This is a genomic window from Paenibacillus sp. FSL L8-0470 (genome assembly GCF_038008625.1).
Lineage (GTDB): Bacteria > Bacillota > Bacilli > Paenibacillales > Paenibacillaceae > Paenibacillus_AQ.
In genome coordinates this window covers 5,974,361-5,997,002 of sequence record NZ_JBBOZM010000001.1, presented here as the reverse complement: position 1 = coordinate 5,997,002, position 22,642 = coordinate 5,974,361, and the positions used below count along the sequence as shown (strand labels likewise).

Here is a 22,642-nt window from a genome sequence, read left to right as displayed (position 1 = left end):
TATTCAGTCGACGCGGAAAGGCTCCTTCTTGGTCAATATCGCATAAATCCAATGGATCAGTTTATTTACACATGCGATCACGGCTACTTTAAACGGTTTACCTTCTGCTCGCTTTTTGTCGTAATAAGCCCTAATTTTCTTATTACGTGAGCTTCGCAAACCACATCGCACAGCTTGATATAAGGCTGTCCGGAGTCTCCTGGAACCGCGTTTGGTGATTGTATTTCGGGTTGCTGTAAACTTGCCGGAAGAAAAGACACTTGGATCAATACCGGCAAACGCAACTAGTTTTTTTGCATGATCGAACCGATCGATTTCTCCGATCTCAGCTAAAATTGTTGCAGCAATTTTAGTACCAATGCCGGGTATCGATTGGATTAAATCATACTCCAGTAATTCTTCAGCCAGGGCCTCTATTGATTTATCAAGTTTCGCTAGATGCTCCTGATACTGAAGAAGTAAATTAATAAACAGCTCCAATGAGATTAAATGACTCGGAAAAGCGGTCTCCCTGAAGGGATTTCGCTCTGCTGCAGCCATTAGTTTCTGTGATCGTTCCAATGACCACCGGTTAGAGGCGACATGTCCAACAAGGCGTTGTATGTTCGCTGTCACGTTTTCCTCAGACATCGCTAGCACCGATTGAGACGTTGGATACTGAGCTAGGAAACGAAGTGACACCTTAGAATAAAGGTCACCAAACACGCCGTGATACTCCGGAAAGACTTGATCCAATACCGCTTGAAACTGTAACTTTGCCTGGACATACATTTCAGTCAGTGACTCATGTTGCCGTGTCAGGTAACGCAGATTCATCAGATACTGACCCCGTTTTTTGTAAGGCTCCAGCTCTTCTTTGTAGACAATTCCCCCAGCTGGTGTGCGTCAGCAACATCCGTTTTCACTTTACGCAAATTCATCTTTTTCGCTTGGTGTGAAATTAACGGATTGATAACGATATACAGATATTGATGCTCATTTAGAAACTGTATAACTGGACTATGATAATGCCCCGTTGCTTCCAACACAATGGCAGGACGCTGTCCAGCAAAGGACTCCACGTTTTGAGCATAACGAAGGAAGGACGCTAATCCCTCAAGATTGTGCTTGAATCGAAAGGTCTTTCCGTAGGGCGTTCCTCGATCTGAAAAAGCTTGTGCATGACTTTCCCCTTTAGTGACATCCAATCCAATGACAGGGTTCATTCAACCACTCCCGATATTATATTCGCCGGCAACCCCTAACCTTCTTGTCGTCCACATTATCGCATGTGATTCGGGATCATTGTCCCAACCAGCCTAATCATGGTTTAACAAGTAGGGGGGATGAACTGTATAGCTCTCGGGATCTAGCTCTCACGGGCAGAAACGTTCTATCCCCGGCTACCGCTATCTTACGACCACACAAAAATGAGGTCTACCAGAAAGATCTGGTGACCTCATAATACGATACAGTTAATAGAAGTAAGGAATAAATGTTTTTGTTTTTTTACGGTAACGTTCGAAATCATCGCCGTACTTCTCAGCAAGGTGCTTATCCAGCATCGGAATATTGTAGAATGCGAAGAAACAGAACAACCATAGTGGCACGAGCAATGCCCAAGCGTTCCATGCGACGAATGCCATCGCAAGCACCCATAACACATCGCCGAAATAGTTAATATGGATCGAATAGCGGAAGTAGCCGCCTGTGTACAGTTTTCCTTTATGATCAGGATTTTGTTTCCATTGATGACGAAGCCATTCGGCATGCGAATTAAAGAGTGAACCTATGACGAAGATGACGACAAATACAATGTCCCATCCGTTCAACGGCTTATTATGGGTCAAGCTGAGAAGAGGAATAACGATATAATACAACGAAAAAGCCGTCGGAACACTAAACGCCTCCTGCCATGACATAGGTCTTCTTAAAAGAAAAAACATCGTAAATTTCATCCGAACGAAAACGATTAAAATAAGGATGAATAGAAGCAAATTCCGTCCTGAGTCACCATTCGTTAAGTTCCAATGAAATACACCATTTAAAACCTCCGCGCCATCAAAAAAAAGCAGCCAGCCGGCAATTGCCAAAATAATCGTCTCTAGCATGAATAAGGTAAGGCGAGGATACCAATAGCCCGTGTTTTGATTGTACAGAGTTTTCATGTTGCGCCTCCTAGTTTTGAAATTAGATTAGATACTATTTCAAAACTTATAATAGCTCAACTTTATTTGATTCGCAATATAATTTTGAAATTTGACATCGCGATAGTTTAAAATTAAAGTTGGATAGTAGGGGTGATCGCAATTGAACGGATTTGAGAGACGAACGGAACAGAAGAAACAGCTTATATTAGCCATAACGAAAGAGAAGCTGAACCATGACAGGTTTCATAGAGCAACGATTAAAGAAATAGCCAAGGAAGCAAAAGTATCTCAAGTATCCATTTACAATTATTTCGGGAGCAAGGACGAGCTGTTATTTGAAGCTATCGGCGAAATGATGGAGGAACAGTTGAAGAGATATGAGCATTTATTAGAAGGCCAGATGTCTTACCCAAAGCTCATGTATACGGTAATGACGGAGGAAATGAAATTTGTTAAGGTCATTAATGACTGCATGAAGCAATCTGCTGATATTGTTGCGATGCAGGAGAGAGTGGATCGGTTTCTGGAGATGAAGTTCATTCCGTTTTTGCTGAGGCTTATTCAGCGTGGGCTGGAAGAGCAGTATATGGCAGAGGGCTTGAGGGAAGACGAACTGCTCTTTTATTTCAACATGTACCAGAAAGCGATGAACCAATTCCAAGAGACTGACCGTTCCGATCATGCTGTTATTTCCGAAGAACGCTTTATTCAATTTTTCTTCAAAGGTCTTATGGGCGATATGCGGGTTGCTAAAATAGAAAAGAGGTAATTCCAGTACCAATTAGGTTTTCTTTATTTATGTAGGAACATTTGTGTCAATGAAAAATGCACAAATGTTCCTACATTATCGTTATTTGACGCAAAGTTACCTACATTGTGGCGATGTTGGTTTATGTAAAAGCAATCATGTTATGCAAAATTTTAGTCGCACTTCATTGAGCTAACGGGCAGGTTAGTTGAACAACAGTGGCTGTTATTGGCGAACTTTTTTATACTGACTGGTTTATGAATGTCATTTTGGAATTTAGTTTTATTCAAAGGGGATAATACCTATAATACTACTTCCAGAGGTGGCGTAAAAATCGTGAAAAAGTTAGTCATAATATACATGGTGTTTGCTGGACTATTTTCCTCGATACAATTAGCAAAGGCAAGTGTTCAACCAAAATTAAAAACAGAAGATGTTTCATCTATTCAAGCAAACCGTATTTATGGGGGGGCTCGTTTATTTAAGGAAAGCGACGGATATGAAGAAGTAATCATCAGTAAGGTTGTTAAATGGATAAACACATCAAATCCTTCCGAAGTACCAACTGAGTTTGAGTTAAATAAAACTCCCGTCTCCAATTTGAAAATAAGAATGAAAAACGGGGATATTGCAGTTATTGAACCTGCCTATAATTGTATTTTTGAAAACCAAAAAAAGACATGCACAATAGCAGATGGTGAGGTTATATATACCCAAAATAATATAAGAGTTCGATTAAAATCACTGGAGCTATATGATTGGCTCTTAGTTGGGTGGAAATATGAAAGTATTGGAGTTCCCAAAGAAGAATTGCTTGAAGAAACTTTATATACCAGATATTTTACCTATCTCGACAAAACTTACTCAGACTTTATCATGTGTCCAAAAATAGATAAAATTGAAAGAATAAATGGCGATACAAGAAGACATATCGTTCATGCAAGTGCGTTAAATTATGGTGCACATCATGGTGACGTTCCTTATGATAGAATACATATTACGTTAACTGATACTCCAGAAAATGGTGTTGAAATAAATAAAGTTACAATCGAAAAAGGTATTTCTGGAAAAGAAAGCCGTATACAATGTAGACGAGAGAACTAAAATAACTTGAGCTAACGGTGAACATTAGTTCAATGAAAGAGAGACAGTCTAGGACATATTTCCTCGTCCTTGGATGTCTCTGTTTCTATTTCTAAGGTTAGTCTCAATCTAATTTTAAAATAACCCACCGAGCTAAAGCATGCTGGCGGGTTTGTTTTTTTCTGCAGATTGTCTAGTGAAGCTAGGACGGAAACGCGTCTTTTTTAACAGGTCTAACTTCTATGCATTGATTTGTTTGGGTTAACAGAAGTATGCTCAATGATCACCTTATTCCCGTTCCCTGGCGGCAGCTCAAAGCTGTGGTTTGCCCACTCCTGCCAATTCACGTACATGTTGATGAAGCCCGGAGCCGCAACCTCGATTCGCTGCAGCAATCCCTTGATCGCTTCCTGTTGCCCAAGCTCCGCTGTGATCAGCTCGGCAATAGCCATTGGGGCCTTGCGCAGGACTTTGGCCAGCTGCATGGCAATATTGCTGGAGTAGTCGCCGAAATCCGGATTAGCGGGCTGTTCAAGAGCGATGGTTAAATGTTCTGGTGCGGCAGCGGTCATGCTGCTGAATACCTGCTGGACGCTTTGTTCCAAGCTTGTTTTAATAAGTTGGCTTAACACGGGATGAACCTCCTTTAAAATTCCTGAAGCAGATTTGCGTTACATGTGTACTTAGCGGGCTAAAAAACATCAAAAAAAGCCCCCGTCTCTAAAAGAGACGAGGGCTTTAGCGCTCGCGGTACCACTCTCGTTGCTAAACACCTTGGTTTAGCCACCTTACAGGTTAACGGTCTTCAGCCGGGGGTTCCTACTATCAGTTCAGAAGTCCATCTCCCGGGTGCGCTTCATTAACTGGCCTGTACCGGCTCTCACTCTTCCGGCTCGCTGGGGACTAGGGTCAGGCAACTACTTTCCCGTTCATCGATTGTATATTGATTTTTATCAGTATAGCGAATTTATGGAATAAATCAATAGCCGATTGGCTTATTTAGAAATATCAATGAATCCTTCGCCAAACACGTCGCGCACATCGTGGATCGTGACAAAAGCATTTTTGTCCTCAGCCCGTACGATTTTTTTGAGCATGGAAACTTCCTGCTTACTAATTACGATGTAAAGGACTTCCTTTTCTTCGCCGGTGTAATAGCCGTATCCCCGGAGCACCGTTACTCCGCGGTCCATAATCTCCGTAACCCGTACGGCAATGCTGTCATAGCGTGCCGAGATGATGGTCACTGCTTTTTTAGGATTCAAGCCCTCGATAATGAACTCCATAGCTTTGGTTCCGATATAGAGGATGACGAACGTAAACATCATCTTTTCGATACCAATGACGAAGGCGGACAGTCCGGCAACGATAAGATCAAAGAACAACAAGGCATAGCTGATATTCCAATCCCAATATTTATTGGCAAGACGAGCCAGAATTGTTGTACCTGCAGTCGTGCCGCCGACCCGGATGATCAGTCCAATCCCGACCCCGGCAAACAAACCCGCGAAAATAGCGTTAATCACTGGCTCATCCGAAGCGATCTGCCAGTTCTTGGTCAAGTACAGGAACAGGGAGTTAAAGGCAACGGCGATAATGGTGTAGCCCGTCGTTTTTTTATCCAGGAGTTTGTAGCCGATGATCAGCAAAATCCCGTTCAAGATGATGCCGACCAGCGCAGGTGACCATTTCAGCAAATAATACAGAATGATCGATATCCCTGTCACGCCACCCTCACCAAAGTCATTGGGAATCACAAATAAATTGACTGCCAGCGCAAAAATAAATGCCCCGAGAAGCAGCATAACCATATCATGTACTCTTTTGTTCATACGATATACCTCCATGATTTTAAAGCTCACACAAAAAAGCGATTAAAGGAAAAAATCATCCTTTAATCGCTTTGTAGCAAACATAGGTTGCGCAGCTCTTTTGATCCTTTAATCATAACAAGCCTTATAGGGGATGTAAATGATTTAATTCAGGAAAGGAGTGCCTTTTCAATCGGAAGTAGGCGCAGCGGTAAGGTCCTTAATATCCGTTGAACCAAAGATAAGCAGCACAATCACTATGACCAGCAGGATACCCCCGGCAAATTCTTCACCGTCAAAATTGTCCATACGTGCTTGGCCTCCCTTTGTATTCATCCACTCAAGAGTTGTCTGATTTTTTCTTCAAAGCGGCCATGATCTCGTTCAAGGTCAGGCTGCTGTTGTCGTCGAGAAAGCTGACCAGTTTATCTACGTTGCTGTCGCTCAAATTGCCGAGTGATTTATACTTGCCAACCAGGCTGACAAGAAGCGAAGCGTCCGTGAACATTTGAACAGAGTCTACTTTTAACTTGCCTGTTAAAAGAAGTGCAGCCACTGCATACTCCAGCCCCTTTGGACTTTGCGTTTTTGGGTTTGCCGGTTGTTTTTTTATGCTCGTTTTCTTTCCTTTTCCAGGAGGGGGCATGGACTCCCTTCTTCCATATGCATTCTTTCAGAACAGCGGCCACTAGTGGGCGAACTCTCTTTTGTACACTTTATGCACTGCTGCAGGATTTGGTGAATGGAGCCTGTCTTTTGTCCACACCGTCAGGGTAGCAAACGAATATTAATATATTGTGCGATCAATTAACACTACCGCTAGAATCAGAGTTTGATATTCACAAATGAGTGGATTGAAAGGAGAAATGAGACGGATGACCACATTATCTACTGGACCTATTGAGAATAATCCTGTTCTTGGAGTAAGACCGGCGCAGCTTGTAACTGTAAAGATTGTGAATCGGGCTGCTGCAGAGGTACTGGTTATTAATATTCTAGGTTATTTCCTGGACACTACAAGAACTTTATATGTGAGTGAAGTCGTCGAAATCGCACCTGACGAGGTGGTGACCAGAGACTACTTTGCTAATCTGGATGCTTTCGAATTTCTCTTTACAGGCGATGACCTAGGAGAAAAAGCAGGGATTTCAGTATGGGGCAAACAAGCTGACGGTCAATTGGTGGATGCCCATCGTGTTGTAACGCATGAGATATTGAATGACGAGTTGTAATATCTGCACAGCAAACAGGGACATCCCAGCCTTAGGCTGTGAAAGTCCCTGTTTGCTGTGCAAGGAGATAAGCATGCATGGCCAATTTATGAAAGCATGAGGATTTCACGGATATCCTGCTCGCTTAAGGCAGACATGGCCTCCTGGCCCGGTTGGATGACTTCGTCGATCAGGTTCTTTTTCTTCTGCTGAAGCTCGTACATCTTATCCTCAACAGTCCCCTGTGCTACGAGGCGGATCACCTGCACCACCTTCTTTTGCCCGATCCGGTGGGCCCGGTCGGCAGCTTGCTGCTCGACAGCGGGATTCCACCAGAGATCGTAGAGAATGACCGTATCCGCTCCCGTCAGGTTCAGTCCGGTGCCACCCGCTTTTAGTGAAATCAGGAAAAGATCGCGTTCACCCTCATTGAACCTGTTGCAGAGCTCCACCCGCTGGGCTGAAGGCGTCTGGCCATCGAGATAGAAATGCTGCACACCCAGCAGGCCCAGTTCACGGCCGATCAGGCCGAGCATTTCGGTGAACTGGGAGAAAATCAGCATCCGTTTGCCGGAGCTGCGGCATTCTTCAATAATCTCCAGCAGCTGTTCGAATTTCGCCGAGCCGCCGGTATAGCCTGCAATGAACAGCGCGGGGTGGCAGCAGAGCTGGCGCAGCCGGGTCAGCCCGGCAAGCACCTTGATTCTGCCGTTGCCAAACCCGTCGTTGTCCAAATGCTTGAGCGCTTCCTTGCGCAGCCTGGCGAGATAAGCGACATACAGTTTTTTCTGCTCAGGCAACAGCTCCGAGGCCTGCAGAGTTTCGATTTTGTCCGGCAGCTCTTTCAGTACATCGCTTTTTAGGCGGCGCAGCAGAAAAGGCCGTGCCCGCCTCGCAACCGTCTCCCGGGGCAGGTCATGAAAGGCCTTTTTGCCCGGAAACAGTCCGGGAAACACCACTCCGAAGATCGACCATAGATCCTCCAGAGCATTTTCTACCGGCGTTCCGGTAAGCGCGAAGCGGTAGCGCGCCTGCAATATTTTGACCGCCTGAGCTGTCTGGGTCGCATGGTTCTTGATAACCTGTGCCTCATCCAGAAACAGGGTGTGAAAGGAATGCTTGGCGTACTCTTCAATATCACGGCGCAGCAGCGGATAGGAGGTGATGATTACATCGTTTCCTGCGGTGTTCTTCAGTATCCGTCGGCGTTCGGTTAAGTTCCCGTCGGCTATGGCTGCTTTGATCTCCGGGGCGAACTTCTTCAGCTCATTCTGCCAGTTGTAGAGCAGGGAGGCCGGAGCGATGATCAGCGCAGGGAGGCCTCCCTGCCGGATATCCTTAAGCTCTGAGAGCAGGAAGGCGATGCTCTGCAGCGTTTTGCCAAGACCCATATCATCGGCCAGGATACCGCCGAACCGGTAGTGGGCCAGCGTCTTCAGCCACTGGAAACCATATTGCTGATAATCCCGGAGTACGGAAACAAGGCTGTCCGGCACAGGGAAATCAAGATTTTCGGGATTCCGCATGTTGGCCAGAAGCCGGCGCAGGGAGCGTCCCATGGTGACGGAGTCCCCCGCGCTATCGCCATTCAGATGCAGGCCGCGGGCCAGGGGGAGGGAGAACTGCGGGCTTTTGAGCTCATCCTGCCGGATGCCGATTTCGTTCATAAAGGTGATGATTTCTAAGAATTCCGCACTCTCCAGCGGCAGCAGCGCCCCATCCGGCAGCCGGTAATAGCGGCGTTTCTCCTGCAGCGATTTCAGCACCAGTACAATTTCCGTTTCGGGGATTCCTTCCACGGCAAATTTGAAGTCCAGCCAATCGGTTTTTTCGTTCCAGCTTAAGGTTACCTTCGGCAGGGCTGTTCCGGTGAGCAGTCTTCCCTTGACAGCAGTAGTGGCATATACCTCAAGCAACGGCTCCAGCAGCGGCACGGTATGATAGAGAAAATCAAATTCGCCGTCCTCATCGCTCATAATATAGCCGCTTTCCGTTTGGGTAAAAGAAGCATGATCCATCAGCGCAAGAATCCGCCCTTCGGCTTCCCCGTCCCGCATCAGAATCACCTCATTGCCCCGTTCGCGTGCTTTCTCATCGAGCGGATTAATCACAATATTGCCGTATTGAAACTCAAGGCCTGCCAGCAGCCGGTCTCTTATCCGGTCAAGATAAAGTCTGGCTTGAAGCTGTGCCTGGATGATGCGGCCTTGGATAGCCTCGGCAATATGCACATGGCCCAGCTTTTTCAGCCCGGGAATCACCTTATCCATAAAAGGCTCCATTTGCTCCGGGGCAATGGCAATTTCATCTTTGCGGGAGGACGCCAGCATTTTCTTAAGCTCGGAGATACGCTGGCATTCCTGAACCGGCAGCTTCAGCAGCCTGCCTTCAGACAAGATAAGCCCGTAATCCTCCATGACTGTAAGCTGTGCCAGTCCCCGGATATCTAGCCGATAGCTGTTATCCGGGGTTTGATCGAATTGAAAGCTCAGCGGAGGGGGAGCTTTTGTGATCTGAAGCCCTTCAGTGCGTATTCCCCCTTGCTGCAAATGGGCAGAGGATACTGCTGTTAGTGCAGGCTGAACTTGCTCCCAGAAAAAAGGCGGAACCGGCAGCAGCCGTTCCCCTCCAGGGCCACCCGAATAATGCGTATGTGGACTGACAGCTTCGCGGTACATCTTTTCATTTAAAAGGACTTCGATCAGCTTCAGAATCACCGCATTGTCTTCTTTATTGAAGCTGTGCAAGGATGGGTCATAGATAAAATGCTTGGTGAACTCAAAGGATTCTCCGCGGTGGATACGCTCGAGAAAAGCTCTGATTTTCTGCACAATATAAAGCCGTTCTAGTCCGATCTTCAGTTCAATTCCAAGCTTATGAGTGCCATCGGTGTACAGAACAGGCTTGCAGATGAACTCAACCTGAAGCGGGGTTCTGATATCGCTATAGGTTCCGGTGCCGCTTGGACGCTTCCGGGAACTGCCGAACATATCCAGCATGCTGGTCACCAGTTTTCGGTCACCCGTATGTTCCCCTGTATCAAAGGCTGCAGGTTCAGGATTACGCGGAGTAAGTCTGCCGCTCTCTCCGGTGGAGCCTCCGTGAAGGTGGAGACTGGGGCCGGCCATACTTCTGGAGAGTTCTGTGTCCATTTCCTGACGGAGTATATTCACGAGAACAGCTGCAATATGCTTGCAAAAAGCTCCGCCGTGGTGGTATGCAGGGCAGGTGCATTCCCCATTCACGTCACCGTCACTGTCTATAGCAAGCACCACTTCGTAGCTTTCGAGGCCTTGAACCTCAGCCCGGTATTTTGAATATTCCAGCTCAACATTGTTCTCTGCATAGGTCAGCGTGACCTTATCCGCTTCATAATAAACCGTTCCCTGCTCCAAAGCAGTACCGCCGCATAGCAGCCTGATTACCCGTTCCGGCACATAGAAACCCACAGCCCTAATCACTTCCTTTTGTCTTGTCCATAAGTCCGAATTTGCTATAGTACCCATAATAACAGAACAGGCGTACGCCTTCAAAACCATTTACCGGAATCCCTGAGCTGATGCTGCGGTGCGGGATCACTCTAAGCGTTTGCACTGTACAAAAAGGCCATCTCCAAACCGCATTTCTGTGGTTTGGAGATGGCCTTCTATTGAAAGGTTTCAGTGTAGCTTTCCGGCTTCCTCAAAAGACCGGCCTAACTTCCCTTCGCTTCTGGGCGTACTGCTGGTCCGCTGATACCGTACAGCATGAAAGCCAAAGTCTGCTCAATTTCCTCTTCATCATTCCAATCGCTATCTGGCAGGAACAGCAGACGGGCCAGCAGATATCCGATTACAGAAGAGACCGTAAACCGGATAATTGCGGGTGTGGGCATGTCGATAATTTCGCCCTTTTCCTTGAAATGCTCGGTAATGGCAGTTACCCGCTCCAGTACCTGGCCGAGAACATTCTCGGCGAACTGTTCCCTTAATGCGGGCTGAAAGGGGATTTCCTGAATAAGAATTTTCAGAATCTTAAAGTTCTTGCGGGCGAATTCCAGCCGGTTGACCATAAAAGCCCGCAGAAATGCCTCATAGCTCTCGGGAGGACCATCCAGCACGCCGTCGAAATTACGCATGACAAAGGGCGCGATCATGCGGCTCATCGTCGGCCCGACAATGGAGAGCAGCAGATCCTTTTTGGTCTTGTAATAACGGAAGATCGTGCCCTCCGCCACCCCCGCCTTCTGGGCAATTTCACTGGTAGCCGCAGCCGAATATCCTTTATCCGAAAATATTTCAATCGCCGCCTCCAGAATGGCGAGCTGCTTCGGCGTCATTTTTTCTTCCTGACCGATGGCCAGCAGCTCCTCAATCCACTGCTCCCCCTCATGCTGCTGCTCCGCAGCATTGTCCGTCTCCATTCTTTTGCCCTCCAAACCTCGTATTTTCCGTTTATATTACCATAGCCCCATGTGATATTACATTTTGCGGTGTTTGCGCAGGGCCAGCACATTCAGCAGCATGAACATCAGAGAGAAACCGATCAGAACAAAGACATCCAGGGCGATGTCACTCCAGCCTTTGCCGCGGATCATGATGTCCATCAGTGCCTCCGAGCCGTAATAGATCGGTGTCGCCAGCCCGATCCGCTGCAGCCACACCGGGAGTGTATCCATCGGGAACAGCCCGCTTAAGAAAATCTGCGGCACAATGATTAGCGGAATGAACTGCATCATCTGCAGCTCATTGGCAGCAAAAGCCGAGAGCAGTGTACCCAGCGTCAGCGCTGTCATCGACAGCAGCAGTGTCACAAGCAGGACATAACCGAAGCTGCCAGCCATCATAATTCCCAGCACCTGAATGGAGAACCAGGAGATCAGCAGCGCCTGGAATATGGTAAAAATTCCGAAACCGCACACGTAGCCAATAACGACTTCCCAGCGTTTCAGCGGGGTGGAGAGCAGACGTTCCAGGGTTCCGGTAGTCCGTTCGCGCAGCAAGGAAACGCCGGCAATCAGAAAGACGAAGAAGAAGACAAAAACGCCGATCATAATCGGACCGAAGCGGTCGATTGTACTCATATCTTCAGCGCCGTACAGATAGCTGATCTGCGGCTTCAGCTGACCTTGTTCCTGGCCGGGTATAACAGGCTGCAGGCTCTGGACCGCTTCCTGTAAGGCCATCAGTGCCGCACGATTTGCCGTGGTGTTGCTGCCTTCCAGCACAACTTCGGGAGCAGCGCCGCTTACTGTGACAAGCGCATCGATCTTGCCCTCCTTCAAAGCTTCGTTGCCCAGCTCTGCCGTGGCGTATTCGACAACAGCAGTGCTTTGCTTCTCAAACGCCGCAGAGATGGCTTGGGTATTTCCGTACACACCAAACTTCGGTTCATAGTCGTCGCCGTTAAACACCAGACTCATTAAGCTGAGAACCAGCAGGGGGGCAATAAACATCAGTGCCATCGTTCTTTTGTCATGAATAAACTGCTGGAGAATTCGCAGGGTGATCGCCCGGATTCTCATCGGCGGACACCTCCATAATATAGAAAAGCTTCTTCAAGAGAAGCAGAACCGGTAGCGTTCAGCAGACCTGCAGGTGTATCCACCGCCAGCAGTTCACCATCACGGATCATGGCCAGACGGTCGCATTTCTCGGCTTCATCCATCACATGGGTAGTGAGTACAATGGTAGTTCCTTTGCGGTTCAACGCCTTCAGTTCCTTCCAGATGGACTGGCGCAGTACGGGATCAATGCCAACCGTGGGCTCATCAAGAAGCAGAAGCGGAGGCTCATGCAATAAAGCGATTGCCAGTGACAGACGGCGTTTCATCCCCCCGGAATACTGATCGACTCTTTTGCGCAGATGATCCTGCAGATTGACCAGCTCCAAGACATCCCTGATCCGGCGGGTGCGGTTTCCGCCTTTCAGTCCATAGAGAGCGGCGAAGAATTCCAGATTCTCTTTTGCGCTCAGCTCCGTATACAAGGCGTCAGACTGAGCCATATACCCGATTTGCTGCAGCGTGGCAAGCTTAGGCATGGGTATCCCCAATACACGCACTTCGCCCGAGGTTGCTTCATCAATCCCGGTCAAGAGCTTCACCAGCGTAGTTTTGCCGGAGCCGGAAGGGCCCAGAATGCCGAAGGTTTCCGCCTCTGCAACCTGCAGGGAAATATCCTTTAACACTTCCTTGCTGCCAAACGTCCGGCAGACGTGGTTTACGGAAACAACAGAAGTTCCCAGATTCATAACTATCTCCTCAATTCTCATAATAATGAGTGAGTACTCACTCATTATATTAATGCAATCAGCTGCCGATGTAAATCTTTTTTCTGCGGATAGTTAAATATTTTAAATTTTAGAATAGTGGTTTTCACAAGAACGAATCAGGGTAATTATGGGTATTAGCTAAAGCCCGATAACTCTATTTCATACAGGAGGAGGTTTATTTGATGTTCAACAAGAAGTTCGTTTTTCCCATGCTGGCGCTGTTTACTGCAGCGGGTCTCAGCGGTTGCAGCAGCTCCGGTCCGGGAACAGGCAGTGAGCATTTTCGCACCTTAGCGCAAGAAAGTGTGGATCAGGCGGAATATCTGCCCGGGGACTTTCCGATTCCTGTGGGTGCAGGCATTACGTTTACAGATGGGGAGCTGGTGGGCGGAAAAAAGTCATCTATGCTGATCTTTGAGACAGAAGAGAGTATGGATGCACTAGGAAGTACATATAAAGAGTATGTTAAGGCCAAGGAACTGGATCAGGGCACACAAATTGTGGATTCGAACAATTTGATTATTAACGGTAAAGTTCAAGGCGATTACTCTTATTCTATTATAGGGAGCAGCCTGGACAAGAAACCGGGCGGTGCCGAAGTGATTGTTACGTGGATCGAGAATTAAGCTATTCACACTGTTTTACATATATTTCCGAATTAACTCCAGTTTTACTAAAGCCGACCCCGGAGGTTTCGTGGGCCGGCTTTATTTATTATTAAGGATTTGCCGCACTTAACATTTCCATAACATTCCTCTAGAACAGAATTGACATTCGTAGATGAAAATAACATTAGCAGTTACCTAAGGGAAAAGGGTGAATCTAATTGAAGAATAGTAAATGGTTGAGTGCGGCTTTGGCTTCTTCGCTTCTTGTAACAGGAGGAGTGGTAAGTGTTTTGGCAACAAGCAACAACGCTGAGGCCGCCGCCGTCCAATCAGCTGCAGTCAAGGAAGGTACGACTACGTGGACTGTGAACGGTACACCAGTTGCACTCAGCACAATAGACAAAAACGGCTATAGATTGTATTCGCTAAGTCAGGTTGCCGGAGAGCTTGGAGCCTATGTGAAAGTCAGCAGCAACGGTTTTGAACTCAACGACAGCAAAGGATTACATACTCTGCAAATTCAAACGGGAGCTAAAAGCTATCTGGTAGATGGTACCAAGCAGGAGTTCACTGTAGCACCTGTTTTCTATAATGGTAAAACTTATGTAGAACTGACAAAATTGGTCACTGGTCTTGGCGGTGAGCTGCAGGCGGATTCGGCTACTATTCTCAGCTTTGCCCTCCCGGAAGGTGATTTTGATACACTGCGCTGGAGTACGGATGGAAGCCTGATCGCCAATAAAAGTGATGCAGAAACAACCCAGCTCTTGAAATTCAGCAACACACCGGGGAATTACGATCTGTTCTCCTCCAATGACGGAGCTGTCGGTTTCGCCGTTTCTGCTGACCAGAAGTGGGGTGCGTTTAGTGACGAGACAGGCCAGCTCAAGCTGATCAACCTGTTCAATGGGGTGATCACACCGCTCGGCAAGGATACCAGTGTTAAGACCGATTTGGTATGGTCGGAGGACGGCAAGAAGATTTACTTCATCCAGGGCGACAAGCAGGAGAAGATCGCTCAAATTTCACTGGATACCGGAACGGTCAAAACCTTGCTTGAAGATAAAGTAGAGAATAAATCCGAGCTCCGCGTATCCGCTGACGAGAAGAACGTGGTCTATATCGTCAACGTTACCGGTGTAGCCAAAAATGATGCGGACAGCACCGAGGATTCGCTGACAGTAGATTTCAGCAAGGCTGGAGAACAGCTGTACAAGCTGGATCTGACAACCAAGGATGCGAAGCCGGCAGCCTTGACGACTGAACTGGATAACAAGCTCTACCCGGAAATTTTGAATAACGGCAGCGTTGTGTATCTGAGTGCAGATCCCGAAGGCAACGCGGCGAACAGCCTGAAATCAATCGCAGCTGATGGCAAAAGCTCGAATATTGCCCTTGATGGCGAAGCGAACTGGGCAGCTGGTGTAAGTGGTGGTCTGGTTGTATCTGCTGTGACGGCGGACGGAAGTACCGTTATTTATGCTATCAGTGCTGACGGGGCCAAGAGTGAGCTGTTCCGCACAGCCGAAGACGTGACGGAAGTGTCTGCTTCTCATGACGGCAGCAAGCTCGCTCTCGTTAGCGGCGGCACACTCTGGCTGGTTCAGAACGGCAAAGCCCTGCAGCTGTCGAAATAAGATTATGTTCCCTGCTTCAGAACCAACAACATTTAACGGCGCAACCGCCGGGAGGAGATTTTATTCATGAAGATGTTCAAAAAATTTACAGTTACAGCACTGACCGCGGTTATCGCGGTAACCGCATCGTTTGCCGGAGTGGCAGCAGCGGCTGACACACTTAAAGGCAAGATCACAGTAAACGGCTCGACAGCGCTGCTGCCGTTGACGCTGCAAGCAGCCAAGGAGTTCCAGAAGCTGCACCCTAAAGTGAAGATCGCTGCTTCAGGCAAAGGCTCCGTTACCGGACCGCAAGCCGTGAAAAAAGGCATCGCCGACATCGGTGCTTGTGACTGGGATGCCAGCATCGACGTTCCGGGCTTTAAAGCTTTTGACGGACAAGTGGCAAACAAGGTAGCTGTCATTCCTTTCGCCACTATCGTGAACAAGAATGTGGGCGTAGACAACCTGACGACGGAACAGCTGGCAGGTATTTACTCCGGTAAAATCACCAACTGGAAGGAAGTCGGCGGATCGGATGCGAACATTGTCGTGATTACCCGCGCTTTCGGTTCTGGTACACGCGTAAACTATCAGGCTAAAGCTCTTGCGGGCGGAGATATCGTCAAGAAAGAGAAGAACTACAAGGAGACCGGTTCAAGCGGTGATATGAAGACAGCCGTTGCCACTACACCTAATGCCATCGGTTATATCGACCTTGTCTATGTAAGCGGCAGCGACATCAAAGCCGTGAAATTCAATGGCATTGAAGCATCTACAGACAATGTGATCAATGGCTCGTACAAAATTTGGGCCTATGGTTATTACATGACTAAAGGTCAGCCAACCGGTGTTACCAAAGAGTTCATCGATTATGTTCAGAGCAAAAAGTTCCAAACGGGCTCGCTCAAAAAGCTTAAATTCATTCCGATCGCAGCAATGAAATCCTAGTCATCATTCTCCACTATATTGAACGGTACATGCGGCCAGCCCCGGATTCCACACGGGGGTGGCCGCTTACAGGAGGGAACGTATGGGGGCACCAGTCCAGGGCCTGGCATCAAGGGCACAAAAGGGTCTATCCGAAGTTAAAGTCAGTGAGAAACGCCACAGCAGACATTTGTTCAGCAATACCTTATCCCGCTATTATTTTATATTCAGTATTCTTGCGCTTTGCTTTGTGCTTGGACTAGTTATTATTTTCATCGGCAAAACGGCGCTGCTTCTGTTCGCTCATCTCTCACCGGCTGAATTTTTCTTCTCCTTTAACTGGACGCCGGAAGAAGATGCCTTCGGGGCTGCTGCCTTCATTGTAAATACATTGTCGCTTACAGCACTGACGCTGCTGATTGCCGTGCCGGTCTCTGTAGGCATGGCCGTGCTGTGTGCCGAAATTGCTCCGAAATGGATGAAGAACTTTATCCGGCCAGTGCTCGACCTGCTCGTCGGAATTCCTTCTATAGTATATGGTTATCTGGGCCTTACGGTCCTTCTGCCTTTTCTGCGCAGAGTCAGCGGGGAAGGGCTGGGTGACGGACTACTCGCTGCTGCGCTCGTTCTGGCATTGATGGTGCTGCCGACGATCTGCCGGATCAGCGACGATGCTATTGTTGCCGTTCCGCGCAAATACCGGGATGCCGCTTATGCCCTTGGATCAACCCGCCTTCAGGTCATTATGCGGGTGATCCTGCCTGCGGCCAGCAGAGGCATCATCTCGGCCATCATCCTCGGGATGACCCGGGCTGTCGGGGAGACCATGGCCGTTGTCATGGTCATCGGCAATACCCCGCAGCTGGCCAAGACACTGTTCACGCCCTCATCTGTGCTGACCAGTAATATCGTCATGCAAATCTCCAATGTGGAGTTTGACTCCACCTGGAACTATGCGCTGCATATGATGGCTTTCCTGCTGCTGCTCATTTCCTTTGTGCTGATCCTGGTGATCCGCATTCTGGGACGGAAAAGGAGGGAAACGTAATGAACGGTTTCACACGTACCCGTTATACTGCCCGTGCCCAGCGGCGCAATAAAATTGCGACCTTTGGTTTTTATACCCTCGGCGCTCTCGTGATGCTGCTGATCTTCTGGCTGCTCTTTACGATCCTGAGCAAGGGACTGCCGGCGCTCAGACCCGATTTCCTGATCAAGCAGCCGGAGGAGATTGATCCCGGCGGAGGGATCGGACCAGTCCTGTTCAACTCCTTCTACATCCTGTTCATTTCGCTGTTGATTTCCATACCGATTGGGATCGGCGCCGGCATCTACATGGCGGAATATGCCCCGGACAATCGCTTTACCGGCGCGTTGCGCATCTGCGTGGAGTCGTTGTCCTCGGTACCCTCGATTGTGTTTGGGATGCTGGGTCTGGCGATTTTTGCCGAATACTTCGGTGTCGGCCTGACGATTCTTGGCGGGGGTGTCAGCCTGGCGCTGCTTAACCTGCCGATGCTGACCCGGGTAACGGAGGAAGCTGTGCAGGCAGTTCCCCGTGAAATCCGTGAAGCCGGCTATGCGCTCGGCATGACCAAATTCCATGTCATCCGCAAAGTGGTGCTTCCGGTAGCGATGTCGTCGATTGTCACCGGTATCTGCCTTGTGGCCGGCCGTGCCTTCGGCGAATCAGCGGTTATTATTCTGACCGCAGGACTCAGTACCTCAGGAGAAATGTGGGACTTTAATCTGTTCTCGCCTGGAGAGACGCTTGCTGTGCATCTTTGGTATGTGCAATCTGAAGCCATTGTCGAAGATGCGCGGCAGATCGCCGACAAATCGGCGGCCGTGCTGGTCTTCGTAGTCCTGCTGATCAACTTTGTCTTCCGCTTCCCTTTATGGCTCGGAAATCGCCGCAAGGGGCGCTGAACAATTAAATTACATTGAATACAAAAAAACAGACTGCCAGCAGCAGCTTCATGCCGCGAGTGCAGTCTGTTTTTGTATGGCGGATAGGGAAGGGAAAGAATCCCGAATGTTAATTGCTTAAAATTCTTAATAACACTAAAATGAAAGCAGTTACATATTAGTTAGTCCCTAACCAGGAGGTGCGAGTCATGGCGGAGCATATGTCCGAGAAGGAACTCAATAAACTGATTAACATGCTGGAGCTTTCACGGATTGAGAGTGAGGTGAGCATCGAAGAATCTTTTATGGAAGATGATAATTCCGACAATGAAAGGGATGGACGGCTGCTGGTCCGGGCGGGAAAGATATTTGTTCAGGACCCGCTACCAGGCGGAGCACCGGCAGTGATATCGGCTCTGCTCCCGGTGCTGCTTCATGTAAATGGTCAAGTGCTTACAGAGCCGTCAGCTGTCACCTCACAAGACATCATCGAATGGGAGATCGTCGAACCGCCGCTTTATACCATTACTGTTTCTGAGGACAGGTTGCTGGCCTTTTTCACCTTATTTGGATCAAAAAGATTTCCCTGGAAATTAAACGACCATTTCACAGCCAGCATAGTAGAGGTGAAAGCATCGCAGGATTCAGCGAATGTCATCGGCATGCTCGGCCTGAATCAGATCATTGTTGATTTTGAGCAAAAGAAGATCCTCCAGAACCTGAACATCTCCGGTATTCATGCCGAACTTCAGAATCCGACCTATCAGCCGATTACTGCTGCCAAAGGGAGAGCGGCTGTGCCTGGGGAGAATGCGTGTCTGGAATTGTTTTTCTCCGAGACGATTGAGAATGAATTTAGTGAAATTGAAGGACAGGTGGATTACCGCAGCCATCTCCGCATTCCTTCAGTGATCCGCGGTGAGGTCATCGCCCGTAAGATTCCGGTCGTCGAAGGAATTCCCGGCTATGATGTATATGGAGAAATTCTTTATCCGCCTGAGCCTGCTGATCTTACAGTGACTGCAAGGAATAACACAGTGCTGCTGATCAACAACGAGGTTCGCGCACTGCGCGAAGGCAGGCCCCGGGTGACTGGCGACAAAGTCAAATGTTTTGACATCTGCACCTCATACCTCGTTCCCGGCAATGTGAGCATCCACACCGGCAATATCGTCTTCTCAGGTGATGTGGTTATCCGCGGCAATGTAGAGGACAACATGATTATTGAATCCTTGGGCAATGTCTATGTTTCCGGAAGTGTCTACAACTCCACAATTACTGCTACCGGGAGCATTCTAGTGAAAGGAAACGTGGTTAACAGCAAGCTGTATTCCGGTTATTTCGGCGTCATGTACAACCGGATCTACAACTTCTCCAAGCAGCTGATTGAGGAGTGCAAGGTCTTGCAAAATGCTACTCAGATGCTCGTACAAGCCGTACAAAGCCACAAAAAGAGTGTGAAGTACGGACAGGCCGTGCTGCTGCTGCTGGAAAGCAAGTTTCAGAAAATCCCCCAGCTCATTAAGGAGCTCCTCTTGGTGCTGGATACGGTGAAGGCTTCCTTTCATCAGGATCTGGAACAGCCCCTGCATTTTCTCAACCTGTTCCTGAAGCCGGTGCAGCTGGTCGATTTCCTGACAGAGACTTCGCTCAGTGGAGTCATCGGTATATTGGAAGAGCTGCATGTTGGTGTCGCACGGATGCAGGAATCCAAAGTGGAGGTTAATATCGGCAAATGCCAGAACAGCACACTGAAATCGAATGGGGATATTAACATCCACCGGGACGGCATTGTGCAGAGTGAACTGTTTTCTTCGGGGAATATTACGTTTCATAAGACGTTTTCGGTTTGCCGTGGCTCCAAGCTGGAGGCAGGAGGGAACATTTTAGCCTATTTTGTCGGCGGGGAGAGCGGGGCGCAGTCTTACCTGAAGGCCAAGCAGAGCGTTACTGTCCGCAAAATGTACATGGGCAAAGTAACGATCGACCGTTATACAGCCGATATTATGGAGCCGGTAGAGAATATCGTATTTGATACCGAAACTGTGCGGATGATTAAGCTCCGTATGGATGCCAAGTGAGCATAAGGGCAGGGAATGGGTGGGTTTAATCATACCCTGTTGAATGGCCAGCAATCCTGAGATATGGCGAAGAAGCCTTTCCGGAGTGACCCGGAAAGGCTTCTTCGAGTTGTCCTGAAGGAATGAAGTTCAGACTACTGCAGTGCTCCGCGCACGAATCCGTCTGCAGCCAGCAGTCTGCTCCGCGCTTCCTCAGCATCCACATTGGCCAATATCATAATAATGGCAGTCTTTACATGGCCTTCTGCGCCATGATAAGCCGCTTCAATCTGTTCGTCGGAAGCATCGGTGGCCAGTCCAATAATCCGTTTGGCCCGGTGCACCAGTTTTTTGTTGGAGGGATTCAGATCGACCATGAGATTACGATAGACCTTCCCGATCCGGATCATGGCGGTGGTGGTCAGCATGTTGAGAATCATTTTTTGTGTGGTGCCTGATTTCATCCGGGTAGAGCCCATGATGACTTCCGGGCCAACCACTGCTTCTATGGTTAGTTGGCCGAGGCCAGCCATCGGTGTTCCGGGGTTGTTGCATAGGCCGATGACAACCGCTCCAAGTTCTCCGGCACGTTTCATCGCCCCCAGAACATACGGTGTGCGCCCGCTGGCGGCAATACCGATAACCACATCCTTCGCTGTGATGCCGGAGGAGTCGATATCGGCTGCACCTAATTCCTCGCTGTCTTCCGCACCCTCAACAGGATCTTTAATCGCCTGAAACCCTCCGGCAATCAATCCCTGAACCATAGCCGGGTCTGTGCCGTAGGTGGGCGGACATTCGGAGGCATCAAGAATGCCGATTCTTCCGCTCGTTCCGGCACCTACATAGAACAATCTTCCGCCCTGCTGAAAGGCATGGACGATATAGTCCGCAGCGATGGCAATCTGCGGGATAAGCCCTTGAATACACTCGGCGACCAGCCGGTCTTCATTATTAATCAGCTCCATGATTTCAGTGGAACTGAGGTTATCGATATCGCTTGTTTTATCATTGAGCTGCTCTGTAATCAGGTTGTCCAAAATAGGATTCATGAGGTTTCTTCCTCCTGCCAGTCTATTCTTGTCTGTATGGGAATTCTTTATAAAGGGTAGAGGCATCGTGATAGGTGATGACATGCTGGATCATAAGTCATTAAACAGCTTGCGTGCAGTCATGGCTGCTCCGGTGGATGGCGGAGCCCCAAGGCTCCCATCTACGAAATTCAATCTGCCAAAAGTTTTCCGCAGGCTGCTGCAGAAGATCCCGCGGAAAACTGGGGAATACCTGAACACCGAGCCGCTGAGCACTACGGGATAATTCTGCAGACTGGGGCTGCGGCGAAGCAGGGCCGCAGCAGTATCGCTTAAGGCTGCAGCTTCTTCGGTAAGAATGGCGATAGCAGCAGCATCTCCGGCTTCAGCCGCCTGAATGCATACCTTTGAGAAGGCGGCAATTTCTGCTTTGGAATGGGAAGGGATATAAATATATCCCTTCAAATCCGTAATGAGCTTAAATTCGTATTCCTCCATAATCATATCGGTCATTATCGTGGGCCTACAAACACTGTCATAGCTGCGCATCACCGTTTTGAGTGTACGGAGTCCGATTTGATATCCGCTGCCTTCATCTCCAAGGTAATGTCCCCAGCCACCGGTGCGGGTGCCGGATCCATCCGGAAGATAGCCGTAACAAATCGATCCGGTGCCCGAGATGACCAGCACCCCGTGATTGCTTCCCACTGCGGCCATCAAAGAAATCTGTCCTTCTGATTGTATAAACACCGGAATAGATAGTTCTTGTTTCAATACATGCTGCTGAACGGCCCTCTTAAGGAGGGTTTCTTCATCAATGCTGGAGAAACCTGACACAGCGAGACATACTGCTGCAATTTCATCGACATTTATCGACAGTCTCTCTATCAATCCGTCAATAGCTGACATGATTTCTGTAAGCGCTGTCCCGAAGGAGGCACTATGCGGATTGGATGGACCTCCAATATAACGGGCGAGTAATGTTCCCCGCTCATCCAAAGCGGCTGCATCGGTCTTTGTGCCACCTCCATCAAGGCCTAAGAACACTTTCATCGATCAATCACCACTTTGATTTTTTACTAATTATATGAGATGAAGAGCATAAAGTAAAATAAAATTTCACAAGAAAAATAAATGTTGAAATTTTATTTTACAACTCATATAATGAATTCAATCCAAGGTTTTGGGAGAATATCAAACCTTGAGAGTTAACAAAGCTAACATTGTTTTGTGGGGTGTCGGTTCAAAGAGAGTT

At 48.4% G+C, this 22,642-nt stretch carries 19 protein-coding genes, 1 pseudogene and 1 other annotated feature; of the genes and pseudogenes, 9 read left to right on the top strand and 11 right to left on the bottom strand.

What is annotated here, in order from left to right:
- Positions 1 to 3 precede the first annotated feature (3 nt).
- A pseudogene (locus tag NST99_RS27340) lies at positions 4 to 1,205 on the bottom strand (IS110 family transposase).
- Positions 1,206 to 1,454: 249 nt separating this feature from the next.
- Complete coding sequence (locus NST99_RS27335) at positions 1,455 to 2,147, bottom strand: DUF1295 domain-containing protein (RefSeq protein ID WP_341095882.1); 693 nt, start codon at positions 2,145 to 2,147, stop codon at positions 1,455 to 1,457.
- Positions 2,148 to 2,289: 142 nt separating this feature from the next.
- Between NST99_RS27335 and NST99_RS27330 the strand changes: the two genes are divergently transcribed.
- Positions 2,290 to 2,898: a TetR/AcrR family transcriptional regulator gene (locus NST99_RS27330; protein ID WP_068538177.1), complete on the top strand. Its 609-nt coding sequence runs from the start codon at positions 2,290 to 2,292 to the stop codon at positions 2,896 to 2,898.
- Positions 2,899 to 3,213: 315 nt separating this feature from the next.
- Positions 3,214 to 3,981: a hypothetical protein gene (locus NST99_RS27325; protein WP_341095879.1), complete on the top strand. Its 768-nt coding sequence runs from the start codon at positions 3,214 to 3,216 to the stop codon at positions 3,979 to 3,981.
- A gap of 212 nt (positions 3,982 to 4,193) precedes the next feature.
- Here the strand turns inward: NST99_RS27325 and NST99_RS27320 are convergent, their stop codons facing one another.
- From NST99_RS27320 to NST99_RS27310, 3 genes are all read right to left on the bottom strand, one after another.
- On the bottom strand, positions 4,194 to 4,592 hold the full coding sequence (locus tag NST99_RS27320; RefSeq protein ID WP_341095877.1) for a hypothetical protein: 399 nt from the start codon (positions 4,590 to 4,592) through the stop codon (positions 4,194 to 4,196).
- Between the two features lie 90 nt (positions 4,593 to 4,682).
- Positions 4,683 to 4,902, bottom strand: a binding site (T-box leader).
- 53 nt (positions 4,903 to 4,955) lie between these two features.
- Positions 4,956 to 5,792 carry a YitT family protein gene (locus NST99_RS27315; RefSeq protein ID WP_341095876.1) on the bottom strand — a complete coding sequence of 279 codons (837 nt, stop codon included), beginning with the start codon at positions 5,790 to 5,792 and terminating at the stop codon, positions 4,956 to 4,958.
- A 319-nt stretch (positions 5,793 to 6,111) separates the two neighbouring features.
- Entirely contained in the window at positions 6,112 to 6,327 is a 216-nt protein-coding gene (locus NST99_RS27310; protein ID WP_341095873.1) for a hypothetical protein, read from the bottom strand.
- Between the two features lie 289 nt (positions 6,328 to 6,616).
- Between NST99_RS27310 and NST99_RS27305 the strand changes: the two genes are divergently transcribed.
- Positions 6,617 to 7,003, top strand: coding sequence for a hypothetical protein (locus tag NST99_RS27305; RefSeq protein ID WP_341095871.1), 387 nt, complete (start codon positions 6,617 to 6,619; stop codon positions 7,001 to 7,003).
- An 86-nt stretch (positions 7,004 to 7,089) separates the two neighbouring features.
- On the opposite strand, the gene NST99_RS27300 is transcribed toward NST99_RS27305, so the two are convergent.
- The 4 genes from NST99_RS27300 to NST99_RS27285 form a co-directional block, all read right to left on the bottom strand.
- Positions 7,090 to 10,488 (bottom strand): DEAD/DEAH box helicase, encoded by a 3,399-nt coding sequence (locus tag NST99_RS27300; RefSeq protein WP_341095869.1) that lies wholly within the window; start codon positions 10,486 to 10,488, stop codon positions 7,090 to 7,092.
- A 188-nt stretch (positions 10,489 to 10,676) separates the two neighbouring features.
- Entirely contained in the window at positions 10,677 to 11,384 is a 708-nt protein-coding gene (locus NST99_RS27295) for a TetR/AcrR family transcriptional regulator (RefSeq protein WP_341095867.1), read from the bottom strand.
- A gap of 57 nt (positions 11,385 to 11,441) precedes the next feature.
- The gene (locus NST99_RS27290; RefSeq protein ID WP_341095865.1) at positions 11,442 to 12,485 is read right to left on the bottom strand and encodes an ABC transporter permease; all 1,044 of its coding nucleotides are present in this window, start codon (positions 12,483 to 12,485) and stop codon (positions 11,442 to 11,444) included.
- The gene (locus NST99_RS27285; protein WP_341095863.1) at positions 12,482 to 13,213 is read right to left on the bottom strand and encodes an ABC transporter ATP-binding protein; all 732 of its coding nucleotides are present in this window, start codon (positions 13,211 to 13,213) and stop codon (positions 12,482 to 12,484) included. The genes NST99_RS27290 and NST99_RS27285 overlap by 4 nt, the downstream gene beginning before the upstream one ends.
- Positions 13,214 to 13,416: 203 nt before the next feature.
- Between NST99_RS27285 and NST99_RS27280 the strand changes: the two genes are divergently transcribed.
- From NST99_RS27280 to NST99_RS27255, 6 genes are all read left to right on the top strand, one after another.
- Positions 13,417 to 13,860: a hypothetical protein gene (locus NST99_RS27280; protein WP_341095861.1), complete on the top strand. Its 444-nt coding sequence runs from the start codon at positions 13,417 to 13,419 to the stop codon at positions 13,858 to 13,860.
- Positions 13,861 to 14,132: 272 nt separating this feature from the next.
- On the top strand, positions 14,133 to 15,479 hold the full coding sequence (locus NST99_RS27275) for a stalk domain-containing protein (protein ID WP_341095860.1): 1,347 nt from the start codon (positions 14,133 to 14,135) through the stop codon (positions 15,477 to 15,479).
- Between the two features lie 66 nt (positions 15,480 to 15,545).
- The gene (locus NST99_RS27270) at positions 15,546 to 16,409 is read left to right on the top strand and encodes a phosphate ABC transporter substrate-binding protein (RefSeq protein ID WP_341095859.1); all 864 of its coding nucleotides are present in this window, start codon (positions 15,546 to 15,548) and stop codon (positions 16,407 to 16,409) included.
- An 82-nt stretch (positions 16,410 to 16,491) separates the two neighbouring features.
- Positions 16,492 to 17,436 carry a phosphate ABC transporter permease subunit PstC gene (gene pstC / locus NST99_RS27265; RefSeq protein ID WP_341095858.1) on the top strand — a complete coding sequence of 315 codons (945 nt, stop codon included), beginning with the start codon at positions 16,492 to 16,494 and terminating at the stop codon, positions 17,434 to 17,436.
- On the top strand, positions 17,436 to 18,317 hold the full coding sequence (pstA, locus tag NST99_RS27260; RefSeq protein ID WP_341095856.1) for a phosphate ABC transporter permease PstA: 882 nt from the start codon (positions 17,436 to 17,438) through the stop codon (positions 18,315 to 18,317). The genes pstC and pstA overlap by 1 nt, the downstream gene beginning before the upstream one ends.
- 188 nt (positions 18,318 to 18,505) lie before the next feature.
- On the top strand, positions 18,506 to 20,377 hold the full coding sequence (locus tag NST99_RS27255; RefSeq protein WP_341095855.1) for a FapA family protein: 1,872 nt from the start codon (positions 18,506 to 18,508) through the stop codon (positions 20,375 to 20,377).
- A gap of 134 nt (positions 20,378 to 20,511) precedes the next feature.
- Here the strand turns inward: NST99_RS27255 and murQ are convergent, their stop codons facing one another.
- Positions 20,512 to 21,408, bottom strand: coding sequence for an N-acetylmuramic acid 6-phosphate etherase (murQ, locus tag NST99_RS27250; RefSeq protein WP_076110734.1), 897 nt, complete (start codon positions 21,406 to 21,408; stop codon positions 20,512 to 20,514).
- A gap of 90 nt (positions 21,409 to 21,498) precedes the next feature.
- Entirely contained in the window at positions 21,499 to 22,440 is a 942-nt protein-coding gene (locus NST99_RS27245) for a BadF/BadG/BcrA/BcrD ATPase family protein (RefSeq protein ID WP_341095854.1), read from the bottom strand.
- Positions 22,441 to 22,642: the final 202 nt, after the last annotated feature.